Below are 24,606 nucleotides of genomic sequence, written 5' to 3'. Positions count from 1 at the left end.
GTTTCGACGGGGCACCAGATGGGACCGCATTCCCGCGTTACCGGGGCGGGCCTGTCGTGCCCCGGGCGACCACCGTCTCGGTCGCGCACCAGCGCTGCGGCACCGACTCGCCGGTGACCAGCCGCAGCACCGACTCGCCGACCGACTCGCCGAACGAGTGCACGTCGAGGCTCATCGTGGTCAGCGCGGGCGAGGCCAGCCGGCAGAGGCTGGAGTCGTCCCAGGCGATCAGGCTGACGTCGCGGGGGACCAGGTGGCCCAGCTCGGTGACCGCGTGCAGGCCCGCCACCGCCATCAGGTCGTTGTCGTAGATGATCGCGGTGGGTGGTTCGGGCCCGTCCAGCAGCCCGGTGGTCAACCGCGCCCCCGACTCCGCCGAGTAGTCGCCCTCCACCACCACGGCGTCGACGGCCGACTCCGCCGCCGCCGTCAGCATCGCGGCCGTCCGGGTCTGGGTGTGCAGCAGCGCGTCGGGTCCGCTGATCCGGGCCACCCGCCGGTGCCCGAGGGCCACCAGGTGCGCCAGGGCCGCCCGCATCGACCCGGCGTCGTCGCGGCGCACCGCCGGGTTGTCGCCGGTGGGCTCGCCCGCGACCACCACGGGCAGCCGCAGCTCCCGCAGCACCGCCGGGCGGGCGTCGTCGACCGACGGGTTCACCAGCACGACCGCGTCGACCAGCCGCTGCCGCGCCCACCGGCGGTACGCGGCGATCTCGGCGTCGTGGTGCGCGACGACGTGCAGCAGCACCGACCTGCCGTGCGCGGCGAGCCGTTCCTCGATACCCGCGATGAACTCCATGAAGAACGGCTCGGTGCCGAGCAGGCGGGGCGGCCGGGCGAGCACCAGCCCCACCGCGCTCGTGCGCCACGTGTCGTCCATCGCGTACCCCCGGGTCACTCAGCCTGCCGATTCGGTGAGCCGGACCCGCCGACCGGCCACCTGCTCGGGCGGGCGTGGCCCGTAACCCGGCGGGACCAGTTCCGATTCGAGGACCAGGACGGCCGCGCCGACGGCCGAGGCCGTCGCGGCGGAACGGGAGAGCCGGACGTCGACGGTGTGCGTGCCCCGGGCGAAGCAGGCGCGCAGTTCGTGCCGGACGATCGGCAGGTACACCGACCCGGCGGTGGCCAGGCTCGGCCCGGTCAGCACGAGCACCTCCAGGTCCATCAGGTTCGCCAGCGTCCGGGCGGCCACCCCGAGGTGCCGGGCCGACCGCTCCAGCAACGCCAGCGCGTGCGGCTCGCCCCGACGGGCGGCCCGGCTGATCGCGGCGAAGTCGGCGACCACCGAGGGCCGTCGGAGGCCCGGCGTGAAGCCCACCGCCCGCGCCGTGGCCGGCTCCGACCGCGCGGCGGCGACCACCGCGGCCGGCCCGGCCAGCGCCTCCACGCAGCCCCGGGCCCCGCACCAGCACCGGGGCCCGTCGGCCGACACGCACACGTGCCCCAGCTCGCCGACGTTGCCGCTCGGCCCCCGGTAGGTGCTGCCGTTGATGACCAGCCCGGCGCCGATGCCGGTGCCCATGTAGAGGGCGGCGGCCGAGGTCGCCGTGCCGAACCCGCCGGTCCAGTGCTCGCCCAGCGCCGCCGCGGTCGCGTCGTTGTCCAGCGCCACCGGCAGGGTCGTCACCTGTTCCAGCGCCGCGCCCAGCGGGAACCCGTTCCACTGCCGCATGGCGGGGGCGAGCCCCACGTCCGGTGGGCCACCCATGCCCCGGGTGGCGTTGACCGGCCCGGGGAACACCAGACCGACGCCGAGGATGCGGTCCCGCTCCACCCCGACCCCGTCGATCAGCGCGGCGATCTCGGTGGCGATCCGGGCGACCACCGCCGCCGGCTCCTGCGCGCCGGCCCCCGGGCGGGAGATCCGGGCCACCACCGTGCCACCCAGGTTGGTCAGGGCGTACGTGATGACGCCGTGATCGAGGTGCACGCCCACGGCGTACCGGGCGGCGTGGTTGAGCTGGAGCAGGACCCGGCGCTTGCCGCCTGTCGACTTCGCGTGGCCGGTCTCGACGACCAGGTCCTCGTTGATCAGCTTGCGGACCAGGGTGGAGATGGTCGGCGCGGTGAAACCGGTGGCCCGGATCAGCCCGACCCGGCTGATCGTCCCGGCCGCGCGGATCGCGTCGAGAACGACCGACCTGCTGCTCACCTGGGGTTTGCTCGCTGCTGGTCCGCTCACTGCTTCTCTGCCAGGGGCTGTTAGGTCGGCGGACCAGAGTATACAAGTATCCCGATGGCACAGGATCGTGGCCGAGGGGCGGGCCGCCGGCTCGCTGACGCGCCCCGACACCGTGGCGGTCGGGGGTGGACCGATTCTCGCCGTCCGCCTGTTCAGTTTTTGCAGGAATCCGACGTAGTATTGCCGCCGTGACGAAGCGTCTGACGGAGGTGGCCCGCAAGGCGGGGGTCAGCGAGGCGACCGTGAGCCGGGTGCTCAACGGTCGCGGGGGAGTGTCCGAGGCGACCCGGGCGGCGGTGCTGACCGCCCTCGACGTGCTCGGCTACGAACGCCCCACGAAACTGCGCGGCGAACGGGCCCGGCTGGTCGGCCTGGTGCTGCCGGAGTTGCAGAACCCGATCTTCCCGGCGTTGGCCGAGGTGGTCACCGGCTCGCTCGCCCAACGGGGGTTCACCCCGGCGCTGTGCGCCCGCACCATCGGTGGCGTGCCGGAGTCCGGCTACGTGGAGATGTTGCTCGACCACCAGGTCAGCGGCGTCATCTTCGCGGGCGGCTCGTACGCGTTGGCCGACGCCTCGCACGAGCACTACCGGCGGTTGACCGACCGGGGCCTGCCGGTGGTCCTGGTCAACGCGGGCGTCGAGGAACTGGGCTTCCCCCGGGTGTCCACCGACGACGCGGTCGCCGTCGAGCAGGCGTACGGGCACCTGCGGTCGCTCGGTCACCAGACGATCGGCATGGTGCTCGGTCCGGCCGACCACATTCCGTCGCGCCGCAAGCTGGACGCGATGGTCCGTACCGCCGGCTGGGACACCGACCACCGCCTGGTGGAGCGGTCCAGTTTCTCGATGGAGGGTGCCCGGGTCGCGGCGACGAGGCTGATCGAGCGTGGCGTGACCGGTGTGATCTGCGCCAGCGACGTGCTGGCGCTGGGCACCGTCCGGGCCGCCCGCCGGCTCGGCCGCGCGGTGCCGGCCGACGTGTCGGTGGTCGGCTTCGACGACTCGGCGTTCATGACCTGCACCGATCCGCCGCTGACCACCGTGCGCCAACCGATCGAGACGATGGGGCAGGCCGCGGTCGATCTGCTGGTCACCCAGATCGAGGGGGCCGGCGTGCTGCACGACGAGCTGCTCTTCGAACCCGAGCTGGTGGTGCGCGGCTCCACCGCCCCCGTGCCCCGCGACTGACCCGCCACGACCGGACCGCGACGTCTCCCGGCCGTCGACCGCACCCGCGGTCGGCGGCCGTTCTGCTGCCCGGGGTCGACGTCGTTGCGATCAACCACTCCTAAGTCGATTTCTTTCGTCATGTGGTCGAAACCTTGCTGTAAAGAGTCCACGTCGCTACATTGACTCCACTCAACCCGACCCCGGGCACCGAGTCCGGGGCGGGGCGTGGGCGGCTGCCACCCCACCACCCCCGTCACCGGCAGCCGCCCGGTCACCGCAGATCAGTGCAGGTCATGGATAACCGTTCCCGAAGGGATGGACAGATGTCCGTACCGCAGTACCGGAAGGTCGCGGCCCTGACGCTCGCGGCCGGCCTCGGGCTCAGCCTGGCGGCGTGCTCCACCAAGAGCGACGACTCCGGCGCGGCCGGCGGCAAGGTCACCATCACGGTCGACTGCCAGCCGGTCGGCGCACAGAAGGAACTGCTGAAGAACTGGAACGACGACGTCGCCGCGTTCCAGCAGCAGAACCCGGACATCGTCGTCAAGAGCGTCAGCGTCGGCGAGCAGTGCAACAACCCGCCGGACTTCACCGCCCGCCTCGCCGGCGGCACCGTCACCGACGTCTTCTACGGCTACATGACCGACCTGGCGCAGGTGCTGGACTCCGGTCAGGCCATGGACATCACCGACTACGTCGGCAAGGACACCATCCCCACCTGGGACAGCGTCGACCCGGCGCTCAAGGAGGTCTTCACCGACGGCGGCAAGCTCTACGGCGTACCGGTGAAGAACTATTCGATGGGCCTGGTCTACAACAAGGCGCTCTTCCACCGCGCCGGCCTGGACCCGGCCACCCCGCCGAAGACGTGGTCCGAGGTGCGCGCCGCGGCCAAGAAGATCTCCGCGCTCGGCGGCGGCGTCGCCGGCTACTCCGAGTACAGCGCCGGCAACACCGGTGGCTGGCACTTCACCGCGCTGCTCTACTCGCAGGGCGGCCAGGTGCTCAGCGCCGACGGCAAGAAGGCCGACTTCAACAACCCGGCGGGCAGGCAGGTCCTGCAGAACCTCAGGGACATGCGCCACGGCGACGACAGCATGGGCAGCCGCCAGCTCCTGCAGTGGGGTGACCTGCTGACCAACGCCGGCGCCGGCAAGGTCGGCATGTTCATCGGCGCGCCCGACGCCACCCAGGCGATCGTCACGCAGTTCCAGGGCAAGTACCAGGACTGGGCGATGGGCCCGCTGCCCGGCCAGGACGGGAAGGCGTCGGCGACGCTCGGCGGCGGCGAGGGCTACTTCTTCAAGAAGGGCCTGTCGCCCGAGCAGGTCAGGGCCGGCCTGAAGTGGATCGCCTACCAGAAGCTCACCCCGGGCAAGGGCCAGTTCGACTACGCCCGGGCCAAGCCGCAGAACTACCCGGTCGGCCTGCCCCAGCCGCTGCTGTTCGCCGCCGGCAGCGACGCGCAGAAGCAGGAACAGGACCTGCGCAAGGCCAACGCCAACGTGGACACCGCCAACTTCGCGGCCTTCGAGGCCAACCCGGTGCCGATCAAGGGGGAGCCGCGCAACGCCCAGGCCATCTACGCGGTGCTCGACGCCGCGATGTCCGGGGTGCTGACGAACCCGAACGCGAACATCGACGCCCTGCTCACCACGGCCGAGGGCAAGATCAACCAACTGTTGGCCGCCCACAGCTGACCCGCCCGCGTGGGGGCCGGCCACCCGGCCCCCACGCCACCGCGACCCATCTACCGCAGGGAGTTGCCTTGGCGCTCACCGCCGCCCCGGGAGCCACCCGCCGCCCCGGCCGCCCCACGCCGTCGCCGCAGCCCACCGCCGCGCGCCGGGCCGGACGCGGCCGGCGGGTACGGGACAACCTGACCGGGCACACGTTCCTCGTCGGCGCGCTCGTCTGCTTCGCCGTCTTCTCCTGGTACCCGATGGTGCGCGGCGTGGTGATGAGCTTCCAGCGCACCCGGCGCGGCGAGACCACCTGGGTCGGCTGGGACAACTACGCCCGGATCATCGCCGATCCGAGCTTCTGGACGGCGTGGAAGAACACCTTCGTCTTCACCGGCCTGGCCCTGGTGCTCGGCTATGCCGTCCCGTTCCTCGTGGCGATCCTGCTCAACGAGCTGCGCCACGCCACCGGCTACCTGCGGGTGCTGGTCTACCTGCCGGTGATGCTGCCCCCGGCGTCCGCGCTGTTCCTGTTCAAGTTCTACGCCTACGACCCGAGCGGGGCGGGGCTGTTCAACGCGGTCCTCACCGCGCTCGGCCTGCCCACCTCCGAGTGGATGCAGTCGCCCACGATGACCATGCCGGCCATGGTGCTCGCGTCGACCTGGATGAACATGGGCGGCGCGGTGTTGATCTACCTGGCCGCGTTGCAGAACGTCCCCGGCGAGCTGTACGAGGCCGCCGAACTCGACGGCGCCGGACTGTGGCGGCGCATCGTCCACGTGACGATCCCGCAGACCCGGCTGATCCTCGCCCTGCTGGCCATGCTCCAGATCGTCGCCACCATGCAGCTGTTCATCGAGCCGCTGATCCTCGCCAACGGCGCCGGCACCCAGGACTCGGCGACCTCGGTGGCGTACCTGATCTACCAGCACGGCTTCTTCCAGAACGACCTCAACGGCGCCGCCGCGCTCGGCGTGATCATGCTGGTGGTGCTGGCCGGGTTCTCCGCCGTCTACCTGCGACTGACCGCGAGACAGGACTAGGACATGGCCGCCGACCCCACCACCCGGACCCTCATCGCCCCGGCACAACTGCGACGCGGACGCGGCCGGGTCCTCTACTGGACCGTGCTGACAGTCGTCGTGGTCGTGTTCACGCTGGTCTTCCTCGGCCCGCTCTACTGGATGGTCACCGGCGCGCTCAAGAGCGGCCAGGAGATCGCCCAGACCCCTCCGTCGCTGTTCCCCCACGACCCGCAACCGGGCAACTACGTCGACGCCTGGACCAACCTGGACCTGGCCAAGCTGCTGTTCAACACCTTCTACTACGCCACCGGCGCGGTGCTGTTCCAGCTCGTGTTCGACACCGCCGCGGCGTACGCGCTGTCGAAGCTGCGCCCGGTGCTGGGCGGGCTGATCCTCGCCATGATGCTGGCGACGCTGATGATCCCGGCGATGGTGCTCATCGTCCCGCAGTACGTGACCGTGATCGACCTGCCGGTCGTGCACCTCAACCTGCTCGACTCCCCGTTTGCGATCTGGCTGCCGCTGGTCGCCAACGCGTTCAACATCTTCCTGCTCAAGCGGTTCTTCGACTCCATCCCGGACGACCTGATGGCCGCCGCCGTGGTCGACGGCGCGTCACCGCTGCGTACCCTCTGGTCGATCGTCCTGCCGATGTCCCGCCCGATCCTCGGCGTGGTGGCGATCTTCGCGGTGACGGCGGTCTGGAAGGACTTCCTCTGGCCCAAGCTGGTCATGCCGTCACCGGAGACCCGCACGGTCAGCGTCGGCATCTACGCCTTCGCCGGCGGCACCCCGATGAACGTGGTGATCGCCGCCTCGGTCATCGCCGCCATCCCCACCGTCGTGCTGTTCCTGATCTTCCAACGGAACATCATGTCCGGCCTGACCACCGGCGGCCTCAAGGGCTGAGCGGGCGTCCCCGCCCGCCGCTCCCGCCCGCCGCAGCAGAACCGACCCGCAGAAAGCAGGTGACCGTGCCCATGGTCGACAGCAGCCCGTGGTGGCGCTCCGCGGTGATCTACCAGGTCTATCCGCGCAGTTTCGCCGACGGCGACGGCGACGGGATCGGCGACGTCGCCGGCATCCGCGCCCGCCTGGACCACCTCGCCGCCCTCGGCGTCGACGCCATCTGGTTCAGCCCCTGGTACCCGTCGCCGATGGCCGACGCCGGCTACGACGTCGCCGACCACCGCGACATCGACCCGGTCTTCGGCACCCTCGCCGAGGTCGAGGCGCTGATCACCGAGGCGCACGCGCTCGGCGTCCGGACCATCGTCGACGTGGTGCCCAACCACTGCTCGGAGGCGCACCCCTGGTTCCGGGCCGCACTCACCGGCGGCCCGGACGCCCCCGAACGGGAGCTGTTCTGGTTCCGTCCCGGACGGGGACCCGACGGCGACCTGCCGCCCACCGACTGGACGGGCGAGTTCGGCGGCCCCACCTGGACCCGCACCACCGACCCGGACGGCACCCCCGGCGACTGGTACCTGCACCTGTTCGCCCCGCAGCAACCCGACTTCAACTGGGACCACCCCCGGGTCCGCGCCGAGTTCGAGGACATCCTGCGCTTCTGGTTCGACCGGGGCGTGGACGGCATCCGGATCGACTCCGCCGGCCTGCTCGTCAAGGACGGCACGCTGCCGGAGGTCCACCCGGACCGGCCGCACCCGTTCCACGACCGGGACGGCGTGCACGACATCTACCGCGCCTGGCGGCGCATCGCCGACTCCTACCCGGGCGGGCGCGCGCTGGTCGGCGAGGTGTGGCTGCCCGACCGGCAGCGGTTCGCCAACTACCTGCGCCCGGACGAACTGCACACCGCGTTCAACTTCGACTTCCTCGGCTGCGCCTGGGACGCCGCCGCGCTGCGCGAGAGCATCGACGGCACCCTCGGCGCGCACGCCCCGGTCGACGCCCCGGCCACCTGGGTGCTGTCCAACCACGACGTCACCCGGCACGTCACCCGCTACGGCCGGGCCGACACCACGTTCAGCTTCGCCGCCAAGCGCGAGGGCATCCCCACCGACCTGGAACTCGGCACCCGCCGGGCCCGGGCCGCCGCGCTGCTCAGCCTCGCCCTGCCCGGCGCCGCCTACGTCTACCAGGGCGAGGAGCTGGGACTGTGGGAGGTCGAGGACATCCCGTACGCGCTGCGGCAGGACCCGATGTGGGAACGCTCCGGGCGGGTCGACCCGGGCCGCGACGGCTGCCGGGTGCCGCTGCCCTGGCAGGGCGACACGCCGCCGTTCGGGTTCAGCCCCGACGGGGCCGCCGCCGCGCCCTGGCTGCCACAGCCGACCGACTGGAAGGACCGCACCGTCCGCGCCCAGACCGGCGACCCGCACTCGATGCTGGAGCTGTACCGGGCCGCGCTGGCGCTGCGCCGGGCCGAACCCGCCCTCGGTGACGGCACGCTGACCTGGCTGCCCGCGCCACCACAGGTGCTCGCGTTCGCCCGGGAACCCGGGTTCGCCTGCCTGGTCAACCTCGGTGCCGAGCCGGTGACGCTGCCCGGGCACGACCGGGTGCTGCTGGCCAGCGGGCCGCTCGACGACGACCGGCTGCCCCCGGACACCGCGGTCTGGCTACGGACCCGGACGGCCTGACCCGCACCACCCGGCGGCCCGTCCCGGCCGCCGGAACACCTGGGGAGGAAGGGGAAGGAGACAACAGCACCGCCGCACGGGGGACCTGGCCACCGACGAAAGGGAGCACACCCCGCATGGCCGAGCACCCGCACCACCGACGCCCCACCGGGCTCGCGGCCCTGGCCGCCGCCGTACTCGCCGCCTCGACACTGACCGTCGTGGCGTTGACCTCCACCGCCACCCCGGCGCACGCCGCCGGCCTGTCCCCGTTCGACATCGCCGGCCGGGGCGCGACCGTGCCGTTCCGCGAGCAGGAGGCGGAACAGGCCGTCCACACCGGCACCAGGATCGGCCCCGACCGGCGCTACGGCACGCTGCCGTCCGAGGCGTCCGGCCGGGAGGCGGTCACCCTCGACGCCGTCGGCGAGTACGTCGAGTTCACCCTCACCGCCCCGGCGAACGCGGTCACCTTCCGCTACAGCCTGCCCGACAACGCCGCCGGCACCGGCCGGGACGCCAGCATCGACCTGCGCGCCAACGGCACCCTGGTCAAGGCCGTCCCGGTCACCTCCCGGTACGGCTGGTACTACGGCGGCTACCCGTTCAACAACAACCCGGGCGACACCAACCCGCACCACTTCTACGACGAGACCCGGACGATGTTCGGCACCACCTACCCGGCCGGCACGACGATCCGCCTCCAGGTCTCCTCGACCGCCCAGTCACCCACGTTCACCATCGACCTGGCCGACTTCGAGCTGGTCGGGTCGCCGATCGCCAAGCCCGCAGGCGTGCTGGACGTGGTGACCGACTTCGGCGCGGACCCCACCGGCGGCACCGACTCGACGGCGAGGTTCCAGGCCGCGGTGGACGCCGGCAGGGCGCAGGGGAGGGCGGTGTGGATCCCGGTCGGCACGTTCACCCTCTGGGACCACGTGGTGGTCGACGGCGTGACGCTGCGCGGCGCCGGGCCGTGGTATTCGGTGCTCGGCGGCCGGCACCCCACCGACCGCAAACGCGCCGCCGGCATCTACGGCAGGTACGTGCCCGGCGGCGGCTACTCCGGGGAGATCCGTTCGCACGAGGCCGGCGGACCCAGCCGCAACGTCACGCTGCGGGACTTCGCCATCATCGGTGACATCCGGGAGCGGGTCGACGAGGACCAGGTCAACGCCATCGGCGGCGCGATGACGAACTCGGTGGTGGACAACCTGTGGTTGCAGCACACCAAGGTCGGCGCGTGGATGGACGGCCCGATGGACAACTTCACCATCCGCAACAGCCGCATCCTCGACCAGACCGCCGACGGGGTGAACTTCCACTGGGGCGTCACCAACTCGACCGTGACCAACACGTTCGTCCGCAACACCGGCGACGACGCGCTGGCCATGTGGGCGCAGAGCGTGCCGAACGTCGGCAACTCCTTCACCCGCAACACCATCGGCGTCACCATCCTGGCCAACCACCTGGTCACGTACGGCGGACGGGACATCACCATCGCCGACAACGTGACAGCCGACTCGGTGACCAACGGCGGCGGCATCCACGTCGCGAACCGCTATCCCGGGGTCACCGGCCCGACGGCGGTGGCCGGCACCATCACCGTGGCCCGCAACACGCTGATCCGCAACGGCAACTCCGACTACAACTGGAACTTCGGGGTGGGCGCGATCTGGTTCTCCGCGCTCAACGAGCCCATCCAGGGCGCGGCCGTCACCGTCACCGACACCGACATCCTGGACAGCTCCTACGCGGCGCTGCACTGGATCGAGGGCCAGACCAGCGGGATCAGCTTCAGCAACGTCCGGATCGACGGCGCGGGCACGTACGCGCTCCAGGTGCAGGCCCCCAGCCAGGTCAGCTTCACAGGCGTCCGGGCCACCAACATCGCCCAGGCCAACCCGATGCACAACTGCGTCGGCAGCGGCTTCCAGATCACCCAGGGCACCGGCAACTCCGGCTGGTACACGCCCACCCCGTACTGCGGGCCGTGGCCCCAGCCGCAGTGGGGCAACGGCCCGTCCAGCCCGCCGCCGACCAGCGTCCCGCCGACCACCGCGCCCCCGACCACGGCCCCGCCGACCACCCCACCCCCGACCACCCCGCCGGCCGGCGGGAACCTGGCCCTGGGCCGGCCGGCGACCGCCACCAGCGTCAACCAGTCGTACGCGGCCGGCAACGCGGTCGACGGCAACGCGGGCAGCTACTGGGAGAGCGCCAACAACGCGTTCCCGCAGTCGCTGACCGTCGACCTCGGGGCGTCGCGCACCGTCGACCGGGTGGTGCTCAAGCTCCCCGCCGGCTGGGAGCGCCGCACGCAGACGCTGTCCGTGCTCGGCTCCACCGACGGCTCCTCCTACGGCACGCTCGCCGCGTCGGCGGGCCGGGTGTTCGACCCGGCGGCCGGCAACAGCGTCTCGATCGCGCTGCCGTCGGGCGCCCGCCGGTACGTCCGGGTCACCGTCACCGGCAACACCGGCTGGCCGGCCGCCCAACTCGCCGAGCTGGAGGTGTACGGCGGTGGCGTCACCACCCCGCCGCCTACCACGACGCCACCCACGACCCTGCCACCCTCCACCACGCCGCCCCCGACCACCGCGCCGCCGACCGGCAACCTGGCCGCCGGCCGTCCGGTCGTGGAGACCAGCCACGCCGACGTCTACGGCGTCGGCAACACGGTCGACGGCAACCCGAACACCTACTGGGAGAGCGCCAACAACGCCTTCCCCCAGTCGGTGACCGTCGACCTGGGCAGCGCCCGACCGGTCGGCCGGGTGGTGCTCAGGCTGCCGCCGTCGGCGGCCTGGCAGACCCGTACCCAGACGGTGGCCGTACTCGGCTCCACCGACGGCTCGTCGTTCACCACCCTCAGGGCGGCGGCCGGCTACCCGTTCGACCCGACGTCCGGCAACAGCGTGTCGATCGCGCTGCCCGCCGGTGACCGTCGCTTCGTGCGGCTGACGTTCACCGGCAACACCGGCTGGCCGGCCGGTCAGCTCTCCGAGTTCGAGGTCTACGCCTCCTGACCCGGTGCGGCGGGGACCCGCCCGGGTCCCCGCCGCACCACACCCCGCACCCCGTCAACGCCTCTCCACCTCCCCCGGGAAGAAGGTGTCCGTCCACCATGTCCAGATTCCGTACCAGAGTCGTCGCGGTGCTCGCCGCGGTCGGCCTGGCCGTCACCGCGGCGCCCGCCCCACCCGCCCTGGCCGCCGGCGGCCCGAACCTCGCCGCCGGCCGCACCGCCACCGCCAGCAGCGTCAACGGCCCCTACGTCAGCGCCAACCTCACCGACGGCAGCCAGGGCAGCTACTGGGAGAGCAGCGGCGCGCTGCCCCAGTGGGCGCAGGTCGACCTCGGCACCGGCCGCGCCGTCGACCAGGTGGTGCTCAAGCTCCCCGCCGCCTGGGAGGCCCGCACCCAGACGCTGTCCGTGCAGGCCAGCGCCGACGGCAGCGGCTTCACCACTGTCGTCGCGTCGGCCGCCCGCTCGTTCGGTCCGGCCGCCGGCAACACGGTGACCCTCGGCTTCAGCGCCACCAACGCCCGCTACCTGCGCGTCGTCGTCACCGCGAACACCGGGTGGGCCGCCGCCCAACTCGCCGAGCTGGAGGTCTACGGCACGGCCAGCTCCTCGACCAACCTGGCGCTCGGCGCGACGATGACCGAGAGCGGCCACTCCGACGTGTACGCCGCCGGCAACGCCAACGACGGCAACGCGGGCACCTACTGGGAGAGCCCGAACGCCGCGTTCCCGCAGTGGATCCAGGCCGACCTGGGCGCCGCCACCAGCGTCAACCGGCTGGTGCTGCGGCTGCCCACCGGCTGGGGCGCACGCAACCAGACGCTGACCGTGCAGGGCGGCACCAACGGCTCCACGTTCGGCACGCTCGTCGCGTCCGCGTCGTACGCGTTCGACCCGGCCGGCGGCAACACGGTCACCGTCACCGTGCCCACCACGTCCACCCGCTACCTGCGGCTGCTGTTCACCGCCAACAGCGCCTGGCCCGCCGGGCAACTCGCCGAGCTGGAGATCTACGGCGCGGCGACCGGCGACACCCAGGCCCCCAGCGCGCCCGGCAGCCTGACGTTCACCGAGCCGGCCACCGACCAGGTGCGGCTGACCTGGACCGCGTCCACCGACAACGTCGGCGTCACCGGCTACGACATCTACGCGGGTGGCGTGCTGCGCACCAGCGTCGGCGGCACCACGCTGACCTACACCGACACCCAGCCCGCCGGCAGCACCGTGTCGTATTACGTGCGGGCCCGCGACGCCGCAGGCAACGTGTCCGCCAACAGCAACACGGTGACCCGCACCGGCAACACCGGTGACACCACCGCGCCGACCGCGCCCGGCAACCTCGCCTGGACCCAGCCGGCGAGCGGCCAGATCCGGTTGACCTGGACCGCGTCCACCGACAACGTCGGCGTCACCGGCTACGAGGTGTGGGCCAACGGGTCGCTGCGCACCACCGTCGGCGGTTCCACGCTGACGTACACCGACGGCCAGCCGGACAGCGCCACCGTCTCCTACCAGGTGCGGGCCCGCGACGCCGCCGGCAACGTGTCGGCCAACAGCAACACGGTGACCCGGACCGGCACCACCGGCGGCGGCACCAACCTGGCGGTCGGCAAGCCGGCCACCGCGTCGTCGGTGGTCCACGTGTTCACCGCGGCCAACGCGGTCGACAACGACGTCACCACCTACTGGGAGGGCGCGCCGGGCGCGTACCCGGGCACGCTCACCGTGGCGCTGGGCGCGAACGCCAGCATCAGCGCGGTGGTGGTGAAGCTCAACCCGGACCCGGCGTGGGGTGCGCGTACCCAGACGTTCCAGGTGCTCGGGCGGGAGCAGTCCGCGTCCGGGTTCACCAGCCTGGCCGGCTCCGCGACGTACTCGTTCAACCCGAACACCGGCAACACCGTGACCGTCCCCGTCTCGGCGACCGCCGCGGACGTCCGGTTGCAGTTCACCGCGAACTCCGGCTCGTCCAACGGCCAGGTCGCGGAGTTCCAGGTCATCGGCGTGCCGGCAGCCAACCCGGACCTCACCGTCACCGCCCTGACCGCCTCGCCCACCGCGCCCGTCGAAACCGACGCGATCACCCTGTCCGCCACCGTGCGTAACGCCGGCAGCGCGGCGTCCGCCGCCACCACCGTCACCCTCTACCTGGGTACGACGAAGGTGGGCACCGCCACCGTCGGCGCGCTCGCGGCCGGCGCGTCCACCACCGCCTCGGCCACCATCGGCGCGCGTGACGCCGGCAGCTACCAGCTCACCGCCAAGGTCGACGAGTCGAACACGGTGATCGAGCAGAACGAGGCGAACAACTCCTACACCAACCCGACCGCGTTGACGGTCAGCCCGGTGGCCAGCTCCGACCTGGTGGCCTCGGCCGTGACGTGGTCGCCGGGCACGCCGGCCGCCGGCGGCACGGTCAGCTTCGCGGTGACGCTGCGCAACCAGGGCACGATCGCCTCGGCGAGCGGCACGCACGGCATCACGCTCACCGTGCTCAACGACTCCGGTTCCGTGGTCCGCACGCTGACCGGCGCGTACTCCGGCACGATCGCCGCCGGGGCCACCGCCGGACCGGTGCCGCTCGGCACCTGGACCGCCGCCAACGGCCGCCACACCGTGCGGGTGGTGCTCGCCGACGACGCCAACGAACTGCCGGTGAAGCGGCAGAACAACTCCAGCGACCGGCCGCTGTTCGTCGGCCGGGGCGCGAACCTCGGCTACGACGCGTACGAGGCCGAGGACGGCTCGATCGGCGGCGGCGCGCAGGTGATCGGCCCGAACCGCGCCATCGGCGACCTGGCCGGTGAGGCGTCCGGCCGGCGCGCGGTCACCCTCGACACCACCGGCGCGTACGTCGAGTGGACCACCAAATCGGCCGCGAACGCGCTCGTCACCCGCTTCTCCATCCCGGACGCGCCGGGCGGCGGCGGGATCGACGCGACGCTCAACGTCTATGTCAACGGGGTGCTGCACAAGCCGATCAGCCTCACCTCGAAGCACATCTGGCTCTACGGCGCCGAGGCCGCCCCCAGCGACTCGCCGAGCGCGGGCGCGCCCCGGCACCTGTACGACGAGGCGAACGTGCTGCTCAACTCCACCGTCGCGGCGGGCAGCCGGATCCGGCTCCAGAAGGACCCGGCGAACGCCACCACCTACGCGATCGACTTCGTCAACACCGAGCTGGTGTCGCCGCGCGCCAACCCGGACCCGACCCGCTACAAGGTGCCGACCGGGTTCAGCCACGCCGACGTGCAGAACGCGCTGGACGCGGTCCGGATGGACACCACCGGCACGTTCGTCGGCGTCTACCTGCCCGCCGGCAGCTACGAGACCGCGCAGAAGCTCCAGGTGTACGGCAAACCGGTGAAGGTGGTCGGCGCGGGCATGTGGTACACCCGGTTCCAGACGCCGACGAACCAGCAGAACACCGACGCCGGTTTCCGGGTCGAGTCCTCGGCCAGCGGCTCGACCTTCGCCCACCTGGCGTTCTTCGGCAACTACACCAACCGGATCGACGGACCCGGCAAGGTGTGGGGCGAGCTGAAGGACGTCGACGACCTGACGTTGGACAGCGTCTGGGTGGAGCACACCGTCTGCGCGTACTGGGGGGTCAGCGTGGACGGGCTGACCATCCGGGACAGCCGCTTCCGTAACACCTTCGCCGACGGGGTGAACATGACCAACGGCAGCACCAACGCGCTGGTCACCAACACGGAGGGCCGGTCCAACGGCGACGACGCGTTCGCGTTGTTCTCCGCCACCGACTCCGGCGGCTCCGGCGGCAACCACGGCAACGTGTTCGAGAACCTGACCGCCACGCTGACCTGGCGGGCCGCCGGCATCGCCGTGTACGGCGGCTACGACAACACCTTCCGCAACCTCTACCTCGCCGACCAGTTGACGTACTCGGGCATCACCATCAGCTCGCTGGACTTCGGCTACCCGTTCGTCGGGTTCGGGGCGAGCCCACCCACCCGGTTCGAGAACGTCTCGCTGATCCGCTCCGGCGGGCACTTCTGGGGCGCGCAGACGTTCCCCGCGATGTGGTTGTTCTCCGCGTCCAAGGAGTTCCGGGGCATCCGGGTCAGCGCCGTCGACATCGTCGACCCGACGTACTCGGGGATCATGTTCCAGACCAAGTACACGGGCGGCCAGCCGGAGAACCCGATCACCGACACGGTGCTCACCGACGTGTCGATCTCCGGGGCGCGGCGCAGTGGTGACGCGTTCGACGCGAAGTCCGGCTTCGGCATCTGGGTCAACGAGATGCCCGAGGCGGGGCAGGGCCCGGCGGTCGGCTCGGCGACGTTCACCAACCTGCGGCTGAGCGACAACCACCAGGACGTCCGCAACACGACGAGCACCTTCACCATCGTCCGCAACTGATCCACCGATCAGCCGGGCCGGGCGGCCTCCGCGGAGGCCGCCCGGCCCGGCTGATCCTTTGCGCCGCTGTGGCTCAGTCGCCGGCGGCCGGTGCCGTCGCGCGCCACCCGACCACCGTCGCGTCGTCGGTGGCGACCCCGGACCGGGCCTCGGCCTCCCGGACCCGCCTGATGATCCCGCCCGGCCCCTCGGTGTCCAGCAGGCGCAGCAGGCCCGCCCAGTCGGTGAGCCCGAAGGTGTCCACGAGCCGGCTCGCCCCGTTGCTCAGCAGCGCCGCCACCGTCACCCCGGCCGCCGCGCAGTCGCCGGTGACCGCCTCGTCGACCACCCCCGGGTCGTCCTTGGCCACCCAGAAACCGCCCGGGGCGTTGCGGTGCCCCCGCAACTCGGCCAGCAACCGCCGGTGCTCCGCGCTGCCCCCGGCGACACCCACCAGCCGCCGCTCGACGGACCTCGCGATCACCACCTCGCGGGGGTCGTGGGCGACGAGCGGCCCGCCGGCCACCCGGCCGACGACCGCCACCGCGTCCCCGAGGACCAGGTGCTCGACCAGCCCGCCGGCGCACCGCAGCACCGCCACGGCCGCGTACGGGCTGCTCGGGTGGGTGACGTCGCAGGTGTCCCGGTGCGCGTCGGTGACCTGCCCGATGCCCTCGGCCAGCACCGCCCGCAGGCTCCCGCCCGTCGACAGCCCGCCCAGCAGCGCGCCGCCGAGCCGGCGGGCGTACCAGGCCACGCCGTGCCGGCAGACCTCGCCGGCCCCGGGGACGCCGCCCGCGCCGTCGACCAGCACCAGGCCGGCCGGCACCGCCCCGGCGAAATCCTCGTTGGCCCGCCCGGGGTGCCCCGCGTCGGTCGCCAGCACCACCCGCACCCGCCGATCATCACACGGCCGGCCCGGCTGGCCGGGATTCACCAGGTCACGCCGCAGTCGACGAGGATCTTCACCTCGCCACCGGCGGCGAGCGCCCGGAACGCCTCGGCCACCTCGGGCAACGGCACGACCCGGGTGATCAGCCGCCCGGCGGGCACCAGCCCGGCGTGCACCAACCGGACGGCCTCGGTGTAGTCCTCCCGCTCGTACACCCGCACCCCGATCAGCTCCAGTTCGCGCCAGAAGACGCGGTGCAGGTCCACCTCCCGGGGGGTGGGGTGGATCGCCACGACGACCAGCCGACCGCGTGCGGCGAGCAGGTCGGTCGCGGTGCGGACCCCGGCGGCGGACCCGGACACCTCGAAGGCCACGGCCGCCCCGGCCCCGCCTGTCGTCTCGTGCACGTGCCTGGCGACGTCCACCGTCGCCGGGTCGACGGTACGCAGCCCGAGTTCGGTGGCGAGGGCCCGGCGGCGCGGGTCGAGTTCCAGCACCGTCACCTCGGCCCCGGTGACCTGCGCGACCGTCCCGATGAGCAGGCCGACCGGCCCGGCGCCGACGACCACCGCGTGTTCCCCGGCGGTCAGCCGGGACCGGCGTACGTCGTGCACGGCGACGGCGGTCGGCTCGATCAGCGCGGCGTGGGTCAGCGGCAGGTCTGCCGGCAGCGGCACCACGATCCGCGCGGGCACCGTCCAGGAGCGCTGCATCGCACCGGGGGAGTCGATGCCGACGAAGGTGAGCCGGTGGCAGATGTGGCTGTTGCCGGCCCGGCAGGCGGGGCAGTCGCCGCACCAGTCCAGCGGCATCACGGTCACCGGGTCGCCCACCCGGTGCCCCCGCAACCCGGGGCCGACCTCGGCGATGCGTCCGGACATCTCGTGGCCGATCACCGCCGGCACCCGGACCCGCTGGTCCATCGCGCCGTGCGCCACGTGCAGGTCGGTGCCGCAGATCCCGGTGTACGCGACGTCGATGCGCACCTCGCCGGGGCCGGGCGGTACGACGGCGGTCCGCTCGACGACGAAGGTGTGGTCGCCGACGTAGTGCGCGCTATGGTTCACGATTCCTCCTCGGACAGGTGCCAGACCTCCCGCATCGGCGCCCACCAGTGCCCCGAGCCGGGTTCGGCGACCGACTCCTGGCACGGGTCGGTCAGCGTCCACCACTGCTGCGTCCGGGGGTCGGCGGCGATGCGCCGCTGGTCGGCGTCGTGGTCCTCGCCGACGTACTCGTAGTAGCCGACGAGCAGGTCGCCGTGCAGGAAGATGCTGTAGTTGCGGATGTTCGCCGCGCGCAGCGTCCGTTCGACGTCGGGCCAGACGGCGGCGTGCAGGCGCAGGTAGGTCTCGCGGTGCTCCGGTCGGAGCCGGATCAACCAGCCGTAACGGTGCACGTCACGCCTTTCCGGTGCGGATGGTGGCGGCGATGGGCGGGGTGGGTCGACCGCCGTCGGCGAAAACATCGGATGTCTCTATATTGGTGGGGGTCGCCGTCGGCTGCGGCAGCCGCAGCGGTCGGGACGACGCGCGACCGGCCGGCCGGAGGGGGACGTGGTGGCACTGACCGACGACGCGATCGCCAAGATCCGGAGCATGGTCCAGTCCGGCGAGCTGCCGCCGGGCGCCCGGCTGCCCCCCGAGCCGCAACTCGCCGAGCAGATGGGCCTGTCGCGCAGCGGGGTCCGGGAGGCGGTGAAGGTCCTCGAATCGGCCCGGGTGCTCGACGTACGCCGTGGCGACGGGACGTACGTCACCAGCCTCGCTCCCCGGCTGCTGCTGGAGGGGCTGGGGGTCGCGGTGGAGCTGCTGCGCGACGACACCCTGCTGGAGGTCATGGAGGTGCGGCGGCTGCTGGAACCGATGGCCACCGGGCTGGCGGCGCTGCGGATGACCGATGCCCAGCTCGACGACCTCGGCGGCATCCTGGAGGAGATGCGGGCGGCGGCCGACGACGCCGAGAAGCTGATCCGGTTCGACACGGCGTTCCACCACACCGTCGTCGCCACCACCGGCAACGAGACCCTCACCTCGCTGCTGGACGGGCTGTCCAGCCGTACCCTGCGGGCCCGGGTGTGGCGCGGGCTGATCGAGGGCAACGCGGCGCACACCACCATCGACGAGCACCACGCGATCTACCGCGCGCTGCGCTCGCGTGACCAACTGCTCGCCCAGGCGAGCGCGTTGATGCACGTCAACACCTCCGAGGCGTGGCTGCGCACGGTGCTGGCCGCCACGGCGCAGGCCGCCTGACCCGGCCGGCCTCACGCCGGCCCTGCCCGGTGGGCGGGGCCGGCGGCGAGCGCGGCGGGCCCGCGACGCACGTCGGGCCGGTCCAGGTAGTCCGGGTCCGGCTCGCCCTGCACCTGGGAGCGCACCCCGGCCAGGTACCCGCCGCCGCGCAGCCGGCGGTGGCGGGCCACGGTGGCGGGCACGTCGGCGGCGGCGAGTTCGGCGGTCAGGTCCGCCGGGGTGAACGGCCGCCGGACGGCCGCCAGTTCGGGCGCGTCCAGCCAGGTGTACCCGTGTTCGGGCCGCCACGGGTGGTGGTGCGCGTCGATGATCACGGCGTCGCCGGGCCCGGGGTCGCGGCGGCGTCGGCCCACTGCGGGCCGTCCGGGAACCGGTACGCGGCCAGGGACTCCGGCCGGATCTGCCCGCTCATGCCCGGGGCGGTGGGGGCCAGGTAGCGACCGCCGGTGACGCGGACCGGGTCGACGAAGTGGTCGTGCAGGTGGTCGACGTACTCGATGGCCCGGTCCTCGGTGCTGCCGCTGACCGCGACGAAGTCGAACATCGCCAGGTGCTGCACCAGTTCGCACAGCCCCACCCCGCCGGCGTGCGGGCAGACCGGCACCCCGAACCGCGCGGCGAGCAGCAGGATCGCCAGGTTCTCGTTGACCCCGGCGACCCGGCAGGCGTCGATCTGCACCACGTCGACGGCGTCGGCCTGGAGCAGTTGCTTGAACACGACCGCGTTGTGCACGTGCTCGCCGGTGGCGACCCGGATCGGGCTGAGCGCCTTGCGGACGGCGGCGTGCCCGAGGACGTCGTCCGGCGACGTCGGCTCCTCGATCCAGTACGGGTCGAACGCGGCCAGTTCCCGCATCCACCCGATCGCCTCCGGCACACCCCAGATCTGGTTCGCGTCGACCGCGAGGCGGACCTGCGGCCCGACGGCCCGCCGGGCGATGCCCATCCGGCGTACGTCGTCGGCCAGGTCGCCGCCGACCTTGAGTTTGATCAGCCGGTAGCCGTCGCGGACCGCCTCCGCGCAGAGCCGGGCCAGCTTCTCGTCGTCGTAGCCCAACCACCCGGGCGTGGTGGTGTACGCGGGGTAGCCCTCGGCGCGCAGCCGCTGCTCCCGCCCGGCCCGGCCGTCGGCGGCCTGTCGCAACAGGGTCAGCGCCTCGTCCTCGGTGAGGGCGTCGCGCAGGTAGCGGAAGTCGACCTGGGCGACGAGCTGTTCCGGGGTGAGGTCGGCCAGCAGCTTCCACAGCGGCTTGCCGGCCCGCCGGGCGGCGAGGTCCCACACCGCGTTGACCAGGCCACCGGCGGCCATGTGCACGACCCCCTTGGCCGGGCCGAGCCAGCGGATCTGGCTGTCGCCGACGAGCCGCCGGGCCAGCGCCCCGGGGTCGGCGGTCAGCTCGTCGACGGGTTGGCCGACGACCATCGCGGCCAGCGACCGTACGGCGGCGACCTGGATCTCGGTCCCGCGTCCCACGGTGAAGACCAGCCCGTGTCCCTCGGCGCCCGCCGAGGTCCGCAGGGTGACGTAGGCGGCCGAGTAGTCGGGGAAGGGGTTCATCGCGTCCGACCCGTCGCGGTGCACGGAGGTGGGGAAGCGGACGTCGATCGTGTCCACCGCGGTGATGCGCTCAGTCAACGGAACTCCTGGTTGAGGGGATCGGGGGCGTCGGCGGCCCGCCTCGTGGGCGGGGCGCGCGGGGGTCCGGGTCAGGTCTGCGCCTTGCCGCCGGTGATGCGGGAGACCACCAGGGCGACGAGGATGACCGCGCCGTTGAGGAAGTTCGTCCACTGTGCGGGCACCCCGGCCAGGGTCAACACGTTGATGATCATGAAGAGCAGCAGGACGCCGGTGAACGCGCCGAAGACGCTGCCCCGGCCGCCGTTGAGGCTGACCCCGCCGATCACCGCAGCCGCGAACACCTGGAAGATCGCGCCGTCGCCCTGGGCCGCCGGCACCGCCGCCAGCCGGCCGCTGATCAGCAGGCCGGCCAGGGCGGCGAGCACGCTGGCCACGACCAGCGCGACCCACAGCACCCGGTCGGTGCGGATGCCGGCGGCGCGGGCCGCGTCGGCGTTGCCGCCGATGGCGTACAACGCGCGGCCGGCGCGGGTGTGGCCGAGCACCACGATCCCGGCGGCGAACAGCAGCAGCGACACCCAGATCGAGGCCGGCACCCCAAGCCAGCTCGTCGAGCCGAGGTACGTCATCGACCCGGGCAGCGCGAAGAACGTCTGCCCGCCGGAGATGCCGGTGAGCAGGCCGCGCAGGATGATCAGCATGCCCAGCGTCACGATGAAGCCGTTGAGGCCGAACCGGACGATGAGCAGCCCGTTGAACGCCCCGACCAGCGCCCCGACCAGCAGCACCACCGGCACCGCCCAGGCGGGCGGGAGCAGGCCGAGCCCCAGCCCCCGGGTCAGCTCCGGGTCGACGACCAGCCAGGCGGCGATGCCCGGGGCGAGCCCGAAGGTGGACTCCAGCGACAGATCCATCTTGCCGGTGATCAGCACGATGGTCTGGGCCAGCACCAGGATCGCGATCTCCGACATGCTCTGCAGCACGTTGAGGACGTTGTCGGTGCTGAGGAAGACCGGGCTGATGATCCACCCGACGATCGCCACCGCGACGATCGCCGGCACCAGCGCCAGGTCCCGCAGCCGGGCGACGGCCAGGTGCCGCGACGACGGGCGGGTCGGCGGGGGAGCCGACGCCGGCACCGTGCCGGTGGACAGCGTGTCAGACATGGTGGAGGTCCACCCCTTCCATGGCGGCTACCAGATCGTTGTCGCTCCAGCCGTGGGCCATCTCGCCGACCACCCGGCCCTGGAACATCACCAGCACCCGGTCGCAGATGCGCAGGTCGTCCAACTCGTCGGAGACCACCAGCACGGCGGTGCCCCGGCGGCGGACGTCCTCGACGACGCCGAGCAGGGTCTGCTTGGACCGCACGTCGACCCCGGCGGTGGGCGTGATCAGCACCAGCAGCCGGGGATCGTTGGCCAACGCCCGGCCCATCACGACCTTCTGCTGGTTGCCGCCGGACAGGTCGGCCACCGGCGTCTGCGGCCCGGCCGCCTTGATCGTCAGCGCGGCGATGGTGTCCCGGGCCAGGGCGTCCCGCCGGGTCCGGGAGATGAGTCCGTGGCGCCCGACCCGCTGCGGCACGGTCATCGTGACGTTCTCCGCGATCGACAGCGCCGGCACCAGGCCCTCCCGGTGCCGGTCCTGCGGCACCAGCCCCACTCCGGCGGCGAGGGCGTCGGGCACGCTGCCCGGCCGCAGCACCCGACCGGCGAGGGTGACCGACCCGGCCACCGGCCGGGCGAGACCGACGACCGCCTCGGCGACCTCGACCTTGCCGCTGCCGCCACCACCGGCGATGCCGACCACCTCGCCCGCCCGGGCCCGCATCGACAGCCGGGCCCCGGACGCGGTGACCAGGTCCCGCACCGACAGCAGCACCGGCGCGTCGGACGCCGGTCGCCGGTGGTCGGCCTCCGGCATGCTCACGTCCTCCCCGGTCATCGCGGCCACCAGCGCCTGCCGGCTCAACCCGGCTACCGGGGCGGTGAGGATGTGCCGGGCGTCGCGGAAGACCGTCACCCGGTCGCACAGGTCGTAGATCTCCTGAAGGTGGTGGCTGATGAACAGGAACGTCACCCCCTGCGCCCGCAGGTCCCGGATGCGGGTGAACAGCCGGTCGATGCCGGCGGCGTCGAGCTGGGCGGTCGGTTCGTCGAGGACGATGAACCGGGCGCCGAAGGACAACGCGCGGGCGATCTCCACGAACTGCCGCTGCTCGACCGAGAGCGTCGCGGCCGGCTGCCGGACGTCGACGTCGACCGACCACTGCGCCAGCAGGTGTTGTGCCTCCCGCCGCAGGCTCGACCAGCGGATCAGGCCGACGCGGGAGCGGGCGTGCCGGTTGAGGAACAGGTTCTCCGCCACGGTGAGGGTGGGGATGATCGTCGACTTCTGGTAGACGCAGGCCACCCGCTGCCGCCAGGCGTCTCGGTCGGCCAGCGGCGGTGCCGGACGGCCGTCGAAGGCGACCGCCCCGCCGTCGGCGGCCTGCAACCCGGTCAGGATGCCGACCAGCGTCGACTTGCCCGCGCCGTTGCGGCCCACCAGGGCGTGCGTCTCACCGCGCCGGACCATGATCCCGGCTCCGGACAGGGCGAGCGTGGAGCCGAAGCGTTTGGTGACGTCGACCGCCTCGACGACCGGCCGGTCGGCGTCGCCGGGGTGGTGCGGGGCGGCGGTCATCCCTGCCGGCCCCACAGCGACGGGTCGTCGTACCTCACCGTGGGCTGCCCGGCGATCGGTGCGCCGTCCAGGGTCACCAGGGGCGCCGGGAGTTGGTCCTCCAGCAGGCCGTCGCGCACCTGGATGATGGTGCTGCCGTGGTCGGTGGGGCCGGGCTGGAAGGTCTTTCCCTCGATCGCCGCCTTGGCGTACTCCAGGCCGTAGCGGGCGTACAGGTCGGCGGGCTGGCTGACGGTGGCGTCGATCAGGCCGTCGCCGATGTTCTTCAGCTCCTCGGGGATGCCGTCGTTGGACACGACGAAGACGTGCTTCGGGTCGGTCGGCGGCACCTGCAGGCCACGCTGCTTGAGGATCTGCAGGGTGCCCGACAGCGCGAACGACGACTGCATGTAGACGCCCCGGATGTCCGGGTCGGAGGCGAAGCGGGTCTGCAACTTCGACGCCGCGACGTCGGCCTTCCAGTCGGTCGCCTCCCCGAACACCCTGATGCCGGGGAACTCCCTGGCCATGCACTCGCTGAACGCCTCGGTGCGGTCCCGGCCGTTGATCGAGTCCAGGCCACCCTGGAGCATGACGACCTTGCCCCGGCCGCCGAGCCTGGTGCCCAGGAACTCGCAGGCCTTGGTGCCGTACGCCCGGTTGTCGGCGCGGACCACCATGAACACCCTGCCGGTGTCGGGCCGGGTGTCGATGGTGACCACCGGGATCTTGCGGCTCTCCAGTTGGGCCAGGGTCGGGGCGATCGCGGCGGTGTCCTGCGGGGCCATCACCACCCCCGTGACGCCCTGGCTCATGAAGGTCTGGGCGTTCGAGATGAGGTTGGCGATGTCGTTCTGCGAGTTGGTGGTCTTGAGGTCGATCCCCAACTGCCCGGCGGACTGCGGCACGTACCTGATGTAGGAGTTCCAGAAGTCGGTGTCCGAGCGGGGGTAGTCGACCCCGATGAGGGGCTTGCCGCCGCCCGTGCCGGTCCCGGCGTCCCGGTCACCGCAGCCGGCGGTGAGGGCGACCGTAGCGCCGAGCAGCACCGTCAGCCCCGCGCTCACCAGACGTCCGTGGTTCATCGTGTTCGCTCCGTTTCTGCGGGAGTGCTCCGGCGGGTACGGCCGTCGCGTGGGGCGGCAGCCGTTCGCTCCGGATCGCGCAC

Annotated in this window: 18 protein-coding genes; 8 read left to right on the top strand and 10 right to left on the bottom strand. The window is 72.5% G+C overall.

Annotation, left to right across the window (positions count from 1 at the left end; translation table 11 throughout):
- Positions 1-37 precede the first annotated feature (37 nt).
- Both Q2K16_RS08375 and Q2K16_RS08370 read right to left on the bottom strand, forming a co-directional pair.
- Positions 38-880, bottom strand: a complete 843-nt coding sequence (locus tag Q2K16_RS08375; RefSeq protein WP_302744545.1) for a LacI family DNA-binding transcriptional regulator — start codon at positions 878-880, stop codon at positions 38-40.
- Between the two features lie 18 nt (positions 881-898).
- On the bottom strand, positions 899-2,155 hold the full coding sequence (locus Q2K16_RS08370) for an ROK family protein (RefSeq protein WP_302744544.1): 1,257 nt from the start codon (positions 2,153-2,155) through the stop codon (positions 899-901).
- 218 nt (positions 2,156-2,373) lie between these two features.
- Between Q2K16_RS08370 and Q2K16_RS08365 the strand changes: the two genes are divergently transcribed.
- The 7 genes from Q2K16_RS08365 to Q2K16_RS08335 all read left to right on the top strand — a co-directional run bounded on the left by Q2K16_RS08365 (position 2,374) and on the right by Q2K16_RS08335 (position 16,066).
- On the top strand, positions 2,374-3,375 hold the full coding sequence (locus tag Q2K16_RS08365) for a LacI family DNA-binding transcriptional regulator (RefSeq protein ID WP_302744543.1): 1,002 nt from the start codon (positions 2,374-2,376) through the stop codon (positions 3,373-3,375).
- A 305-nt stretch (positions 3,376-3,680) separates the two neighbouring features.
- Entirely contained in the window at positions 3,681-5,057 is a 1,377-nt protein-coding gene (locus tag Q2K16_RS08360; protein ID WP_302744542.1) for an ABC transporter substrate-binding protein, read from the top strand.
- A gap of 68 nt (positions 5,058-5,125) precedes the next feature.
- Entirely contained in the window at positions 5,126-6,085 is a 960-nt protein-coding gene (locus tag Q2K16_RS08355; RefSeq protein ID WP_302744541.1) for a carbohydrate ABC transporter permease, read from the top strand.
- 3 nt (positions 6,086-6,088) lie between these two features.
- Complete coding sequence (locus Q2K16_RS08350; protein ID WP_302744540.1) at positions 6,089-6,976, top strand: carbohydrate ABC transporter permease; 888 nt, start codon at positions 6,089-6,091, stop codon at positions 6,974-6,976.
- A gap of 71 nt (positions 6,977-7,047) precedes the next feature.
- On the top strand, positions 7,048-8,673 hold the full coding sequence (locus Q2K16_RS08345; RefSeq protein WP_302746404.1) for a glycoside hydrolase family 13 protein: 1,626 nt from the start codon (positions 7,048-7,050) through the stop codon (positions 8,671-8,673).
- A gap of 116 nt (positions 8,674-8,789) precedes the next feature.
- Positions 8,790-11,681 carry a galactose-binding domain-containing protein gene (locus tag Q2K16_RS08340; protein ID WP_302744539.1) on the top strand — a complete coding sequence of 964 codons (2,892 nt, stop codon included), beginning with the start codon at positions 8,790-8,792 and terminating at the stop codon, positions 11,679-11,681.
- 98 nt (positions 11,682-11,779) lie between these two features.
- Positions 11,780-16,066: a discoidin domain-containing protein gene (locus Q2K16_RS08335; protein ID WP_302744538.1), complete on the top strand. Its 4,287-nt coding sequence runs from the start codon at positions 11,780-11,782 to the stop codon at positions 16,064-16,066.
- A gap of 73 nt (positions 16,067-16,139) precedes the next feature.
- Here the strand turns inward: Q2K16_RS08335 and Q2K16_RS08330 are convergent, their stop codons facing one another.
- Genes Q2K16_RS08330 through Q2K16_RS08320 form a run of 3 tightly spaced genes read right to left on the bottom strand, consistent with a single transcriptional unit; the run spans position 16,140 to position 18,318 of the window.
- Positions 16,140-16,940 (bottom strand): hypothetical protein, encoded by an 801-nt coding sequence (locus Q2K16_RS08330; protein WP_302744537.1) that lies wholly within the window; start codon positions 16,938-16,940, stop codon positions 16,140-16,142.
- 38 nt (positions 16,941-16,978) lie between these two features.
- Positions 16,979-18,004 carry a zinc-dependent alcohol dehydrogenase gene (locus Q2K16_RS08325; RefSeq protein ID WP_302744536.1) on the bottom strand — a complete coding sequence of 342 codons (1,026 nt, stop codon included), beginning with the start codon at positions 18,002-18,004 and terminating at the stop codon, positions 16,979-16,981.
- Positions 18,001-18,318 carry an L-rhamnose mutarotase gene (locus Q2K16_RS08320; protein ID WP_302744535.1) on the bottom strand — a complete coding sequence of 106 codons (318 nt, stop codon included), beginning with the start codon at positions 18,316-18,318 and terminating at the stop codon, positions 18,001-18,003. The genes Q2K16_RS08325 and Q2K16_RS08320 overlap by 4 nt, the downstream gene beginning before the upstream one ends.
- A gap of 178 nt (positions 18,319-18,496) precedes the next feature.
- Here Q2K16_RS08320 and Q2K16_RS08315 point away from each other — a divergent pair, with 178 nt between their 5' ends.
- Entirely contained in the window at positions 18,497-19,192 is a 696-nt protein-coding gene (locus Q2K16_RS08315; RefSeq protein WP_302744534.1) for a FadR/GntR family transcriptional regulator, read from the top strand.
- 11 nt (positions 19,193-19,203) lie between these two features.
- On the opposite strand, the gene Q2K16_RS08310 is transcribed toward Q2K16_RS08315, so the two are convergent.
- The 5 genes from Q2K16_RS08310 to Q2K16_RS08290 form a co-directional block, all read right to left on the bottom strand.
- On the bottom strand, positions 19,204-19,506 hold the full coding sequence (locus Q2K16_RS08310) for a hypothetical protein (RefSeq protein ID WP_302744533.1): 303 nt from the start codon (positions 19,504-19,506) through the stop codon (positions 19,204-19,206).
- Positions 19,503-20,828 (bottom strand): enolase C-terminal domain-like protein, encoded by a 1,326-nt coding sequence (locus Q2K16_RS08305; RefSeq protein ID WP_302744532.1) that lies wholly within the window; start codon positions 20,826-20,828, stop codon positions 19,503-19,505. The genes Q2K16_RS08310 and Q2K16_RS08305 overlap by 4 nt, the downstream gene beginning before the upstream one ends.
- Before the next feature lie 71 nt (positions 20,829-20,899).
- A complete protein-coding gene (locus tag Q2K16_RS08300; RefSeq protein ID WP_302744531.1) occupies positions 20,900-21,937 on the bottom strand; it encodes an ABC transporter permease in 1,038 nt (345 codons plus the stop codon).
- Entirely contained in the window at positions 21,930-23,459 is a 1,530-nt protein-coding gene (locus Q2K16_RS08295) for a sugar ABC transporter ATP-binding protein (protein WP_302744530.1), read from the bottom strand. The genes Q2K16_RS08300 and Q2K16_RS08295 overlap by 8 nt, the downstream gene beginning before the upstream one ends.
- Positions 23,456-24,523 (bottom strand): sugar ABC transporter substrate-binding protein, encoded by a 1,068-nt coding sequence (locus tag Q2K16_RS08290; protein ID WP_302744529.1) that lies wholly within the window; start codon positions 24,521-24,523, stop codon positions 23,456-23,458. Before Q2K16_RS08290 ends, Q2K16_RS08295 begins: the two co-directional genes overlap by 4 nt.
- Positions 24,524-24,606 lie beyond the last annotated feature (83 nt).

The sequence above is a fragment of the Micromonospora cynarisoli genome (genome assembly GCF_030518815.1).
Taxonomy (GTDB): domain Bacteria; phylum Actinomycetota; class Actinomycetes; order Mycobacteriales; family Micromonosporaceae; genus Micromonospora; species Micromonospora wenchangensis.
The sequence above is the reverse complement of the archived record's forward strand: the minus strand, read 5'-3'. Positions and strand labels throughout refer to the sequence as shown.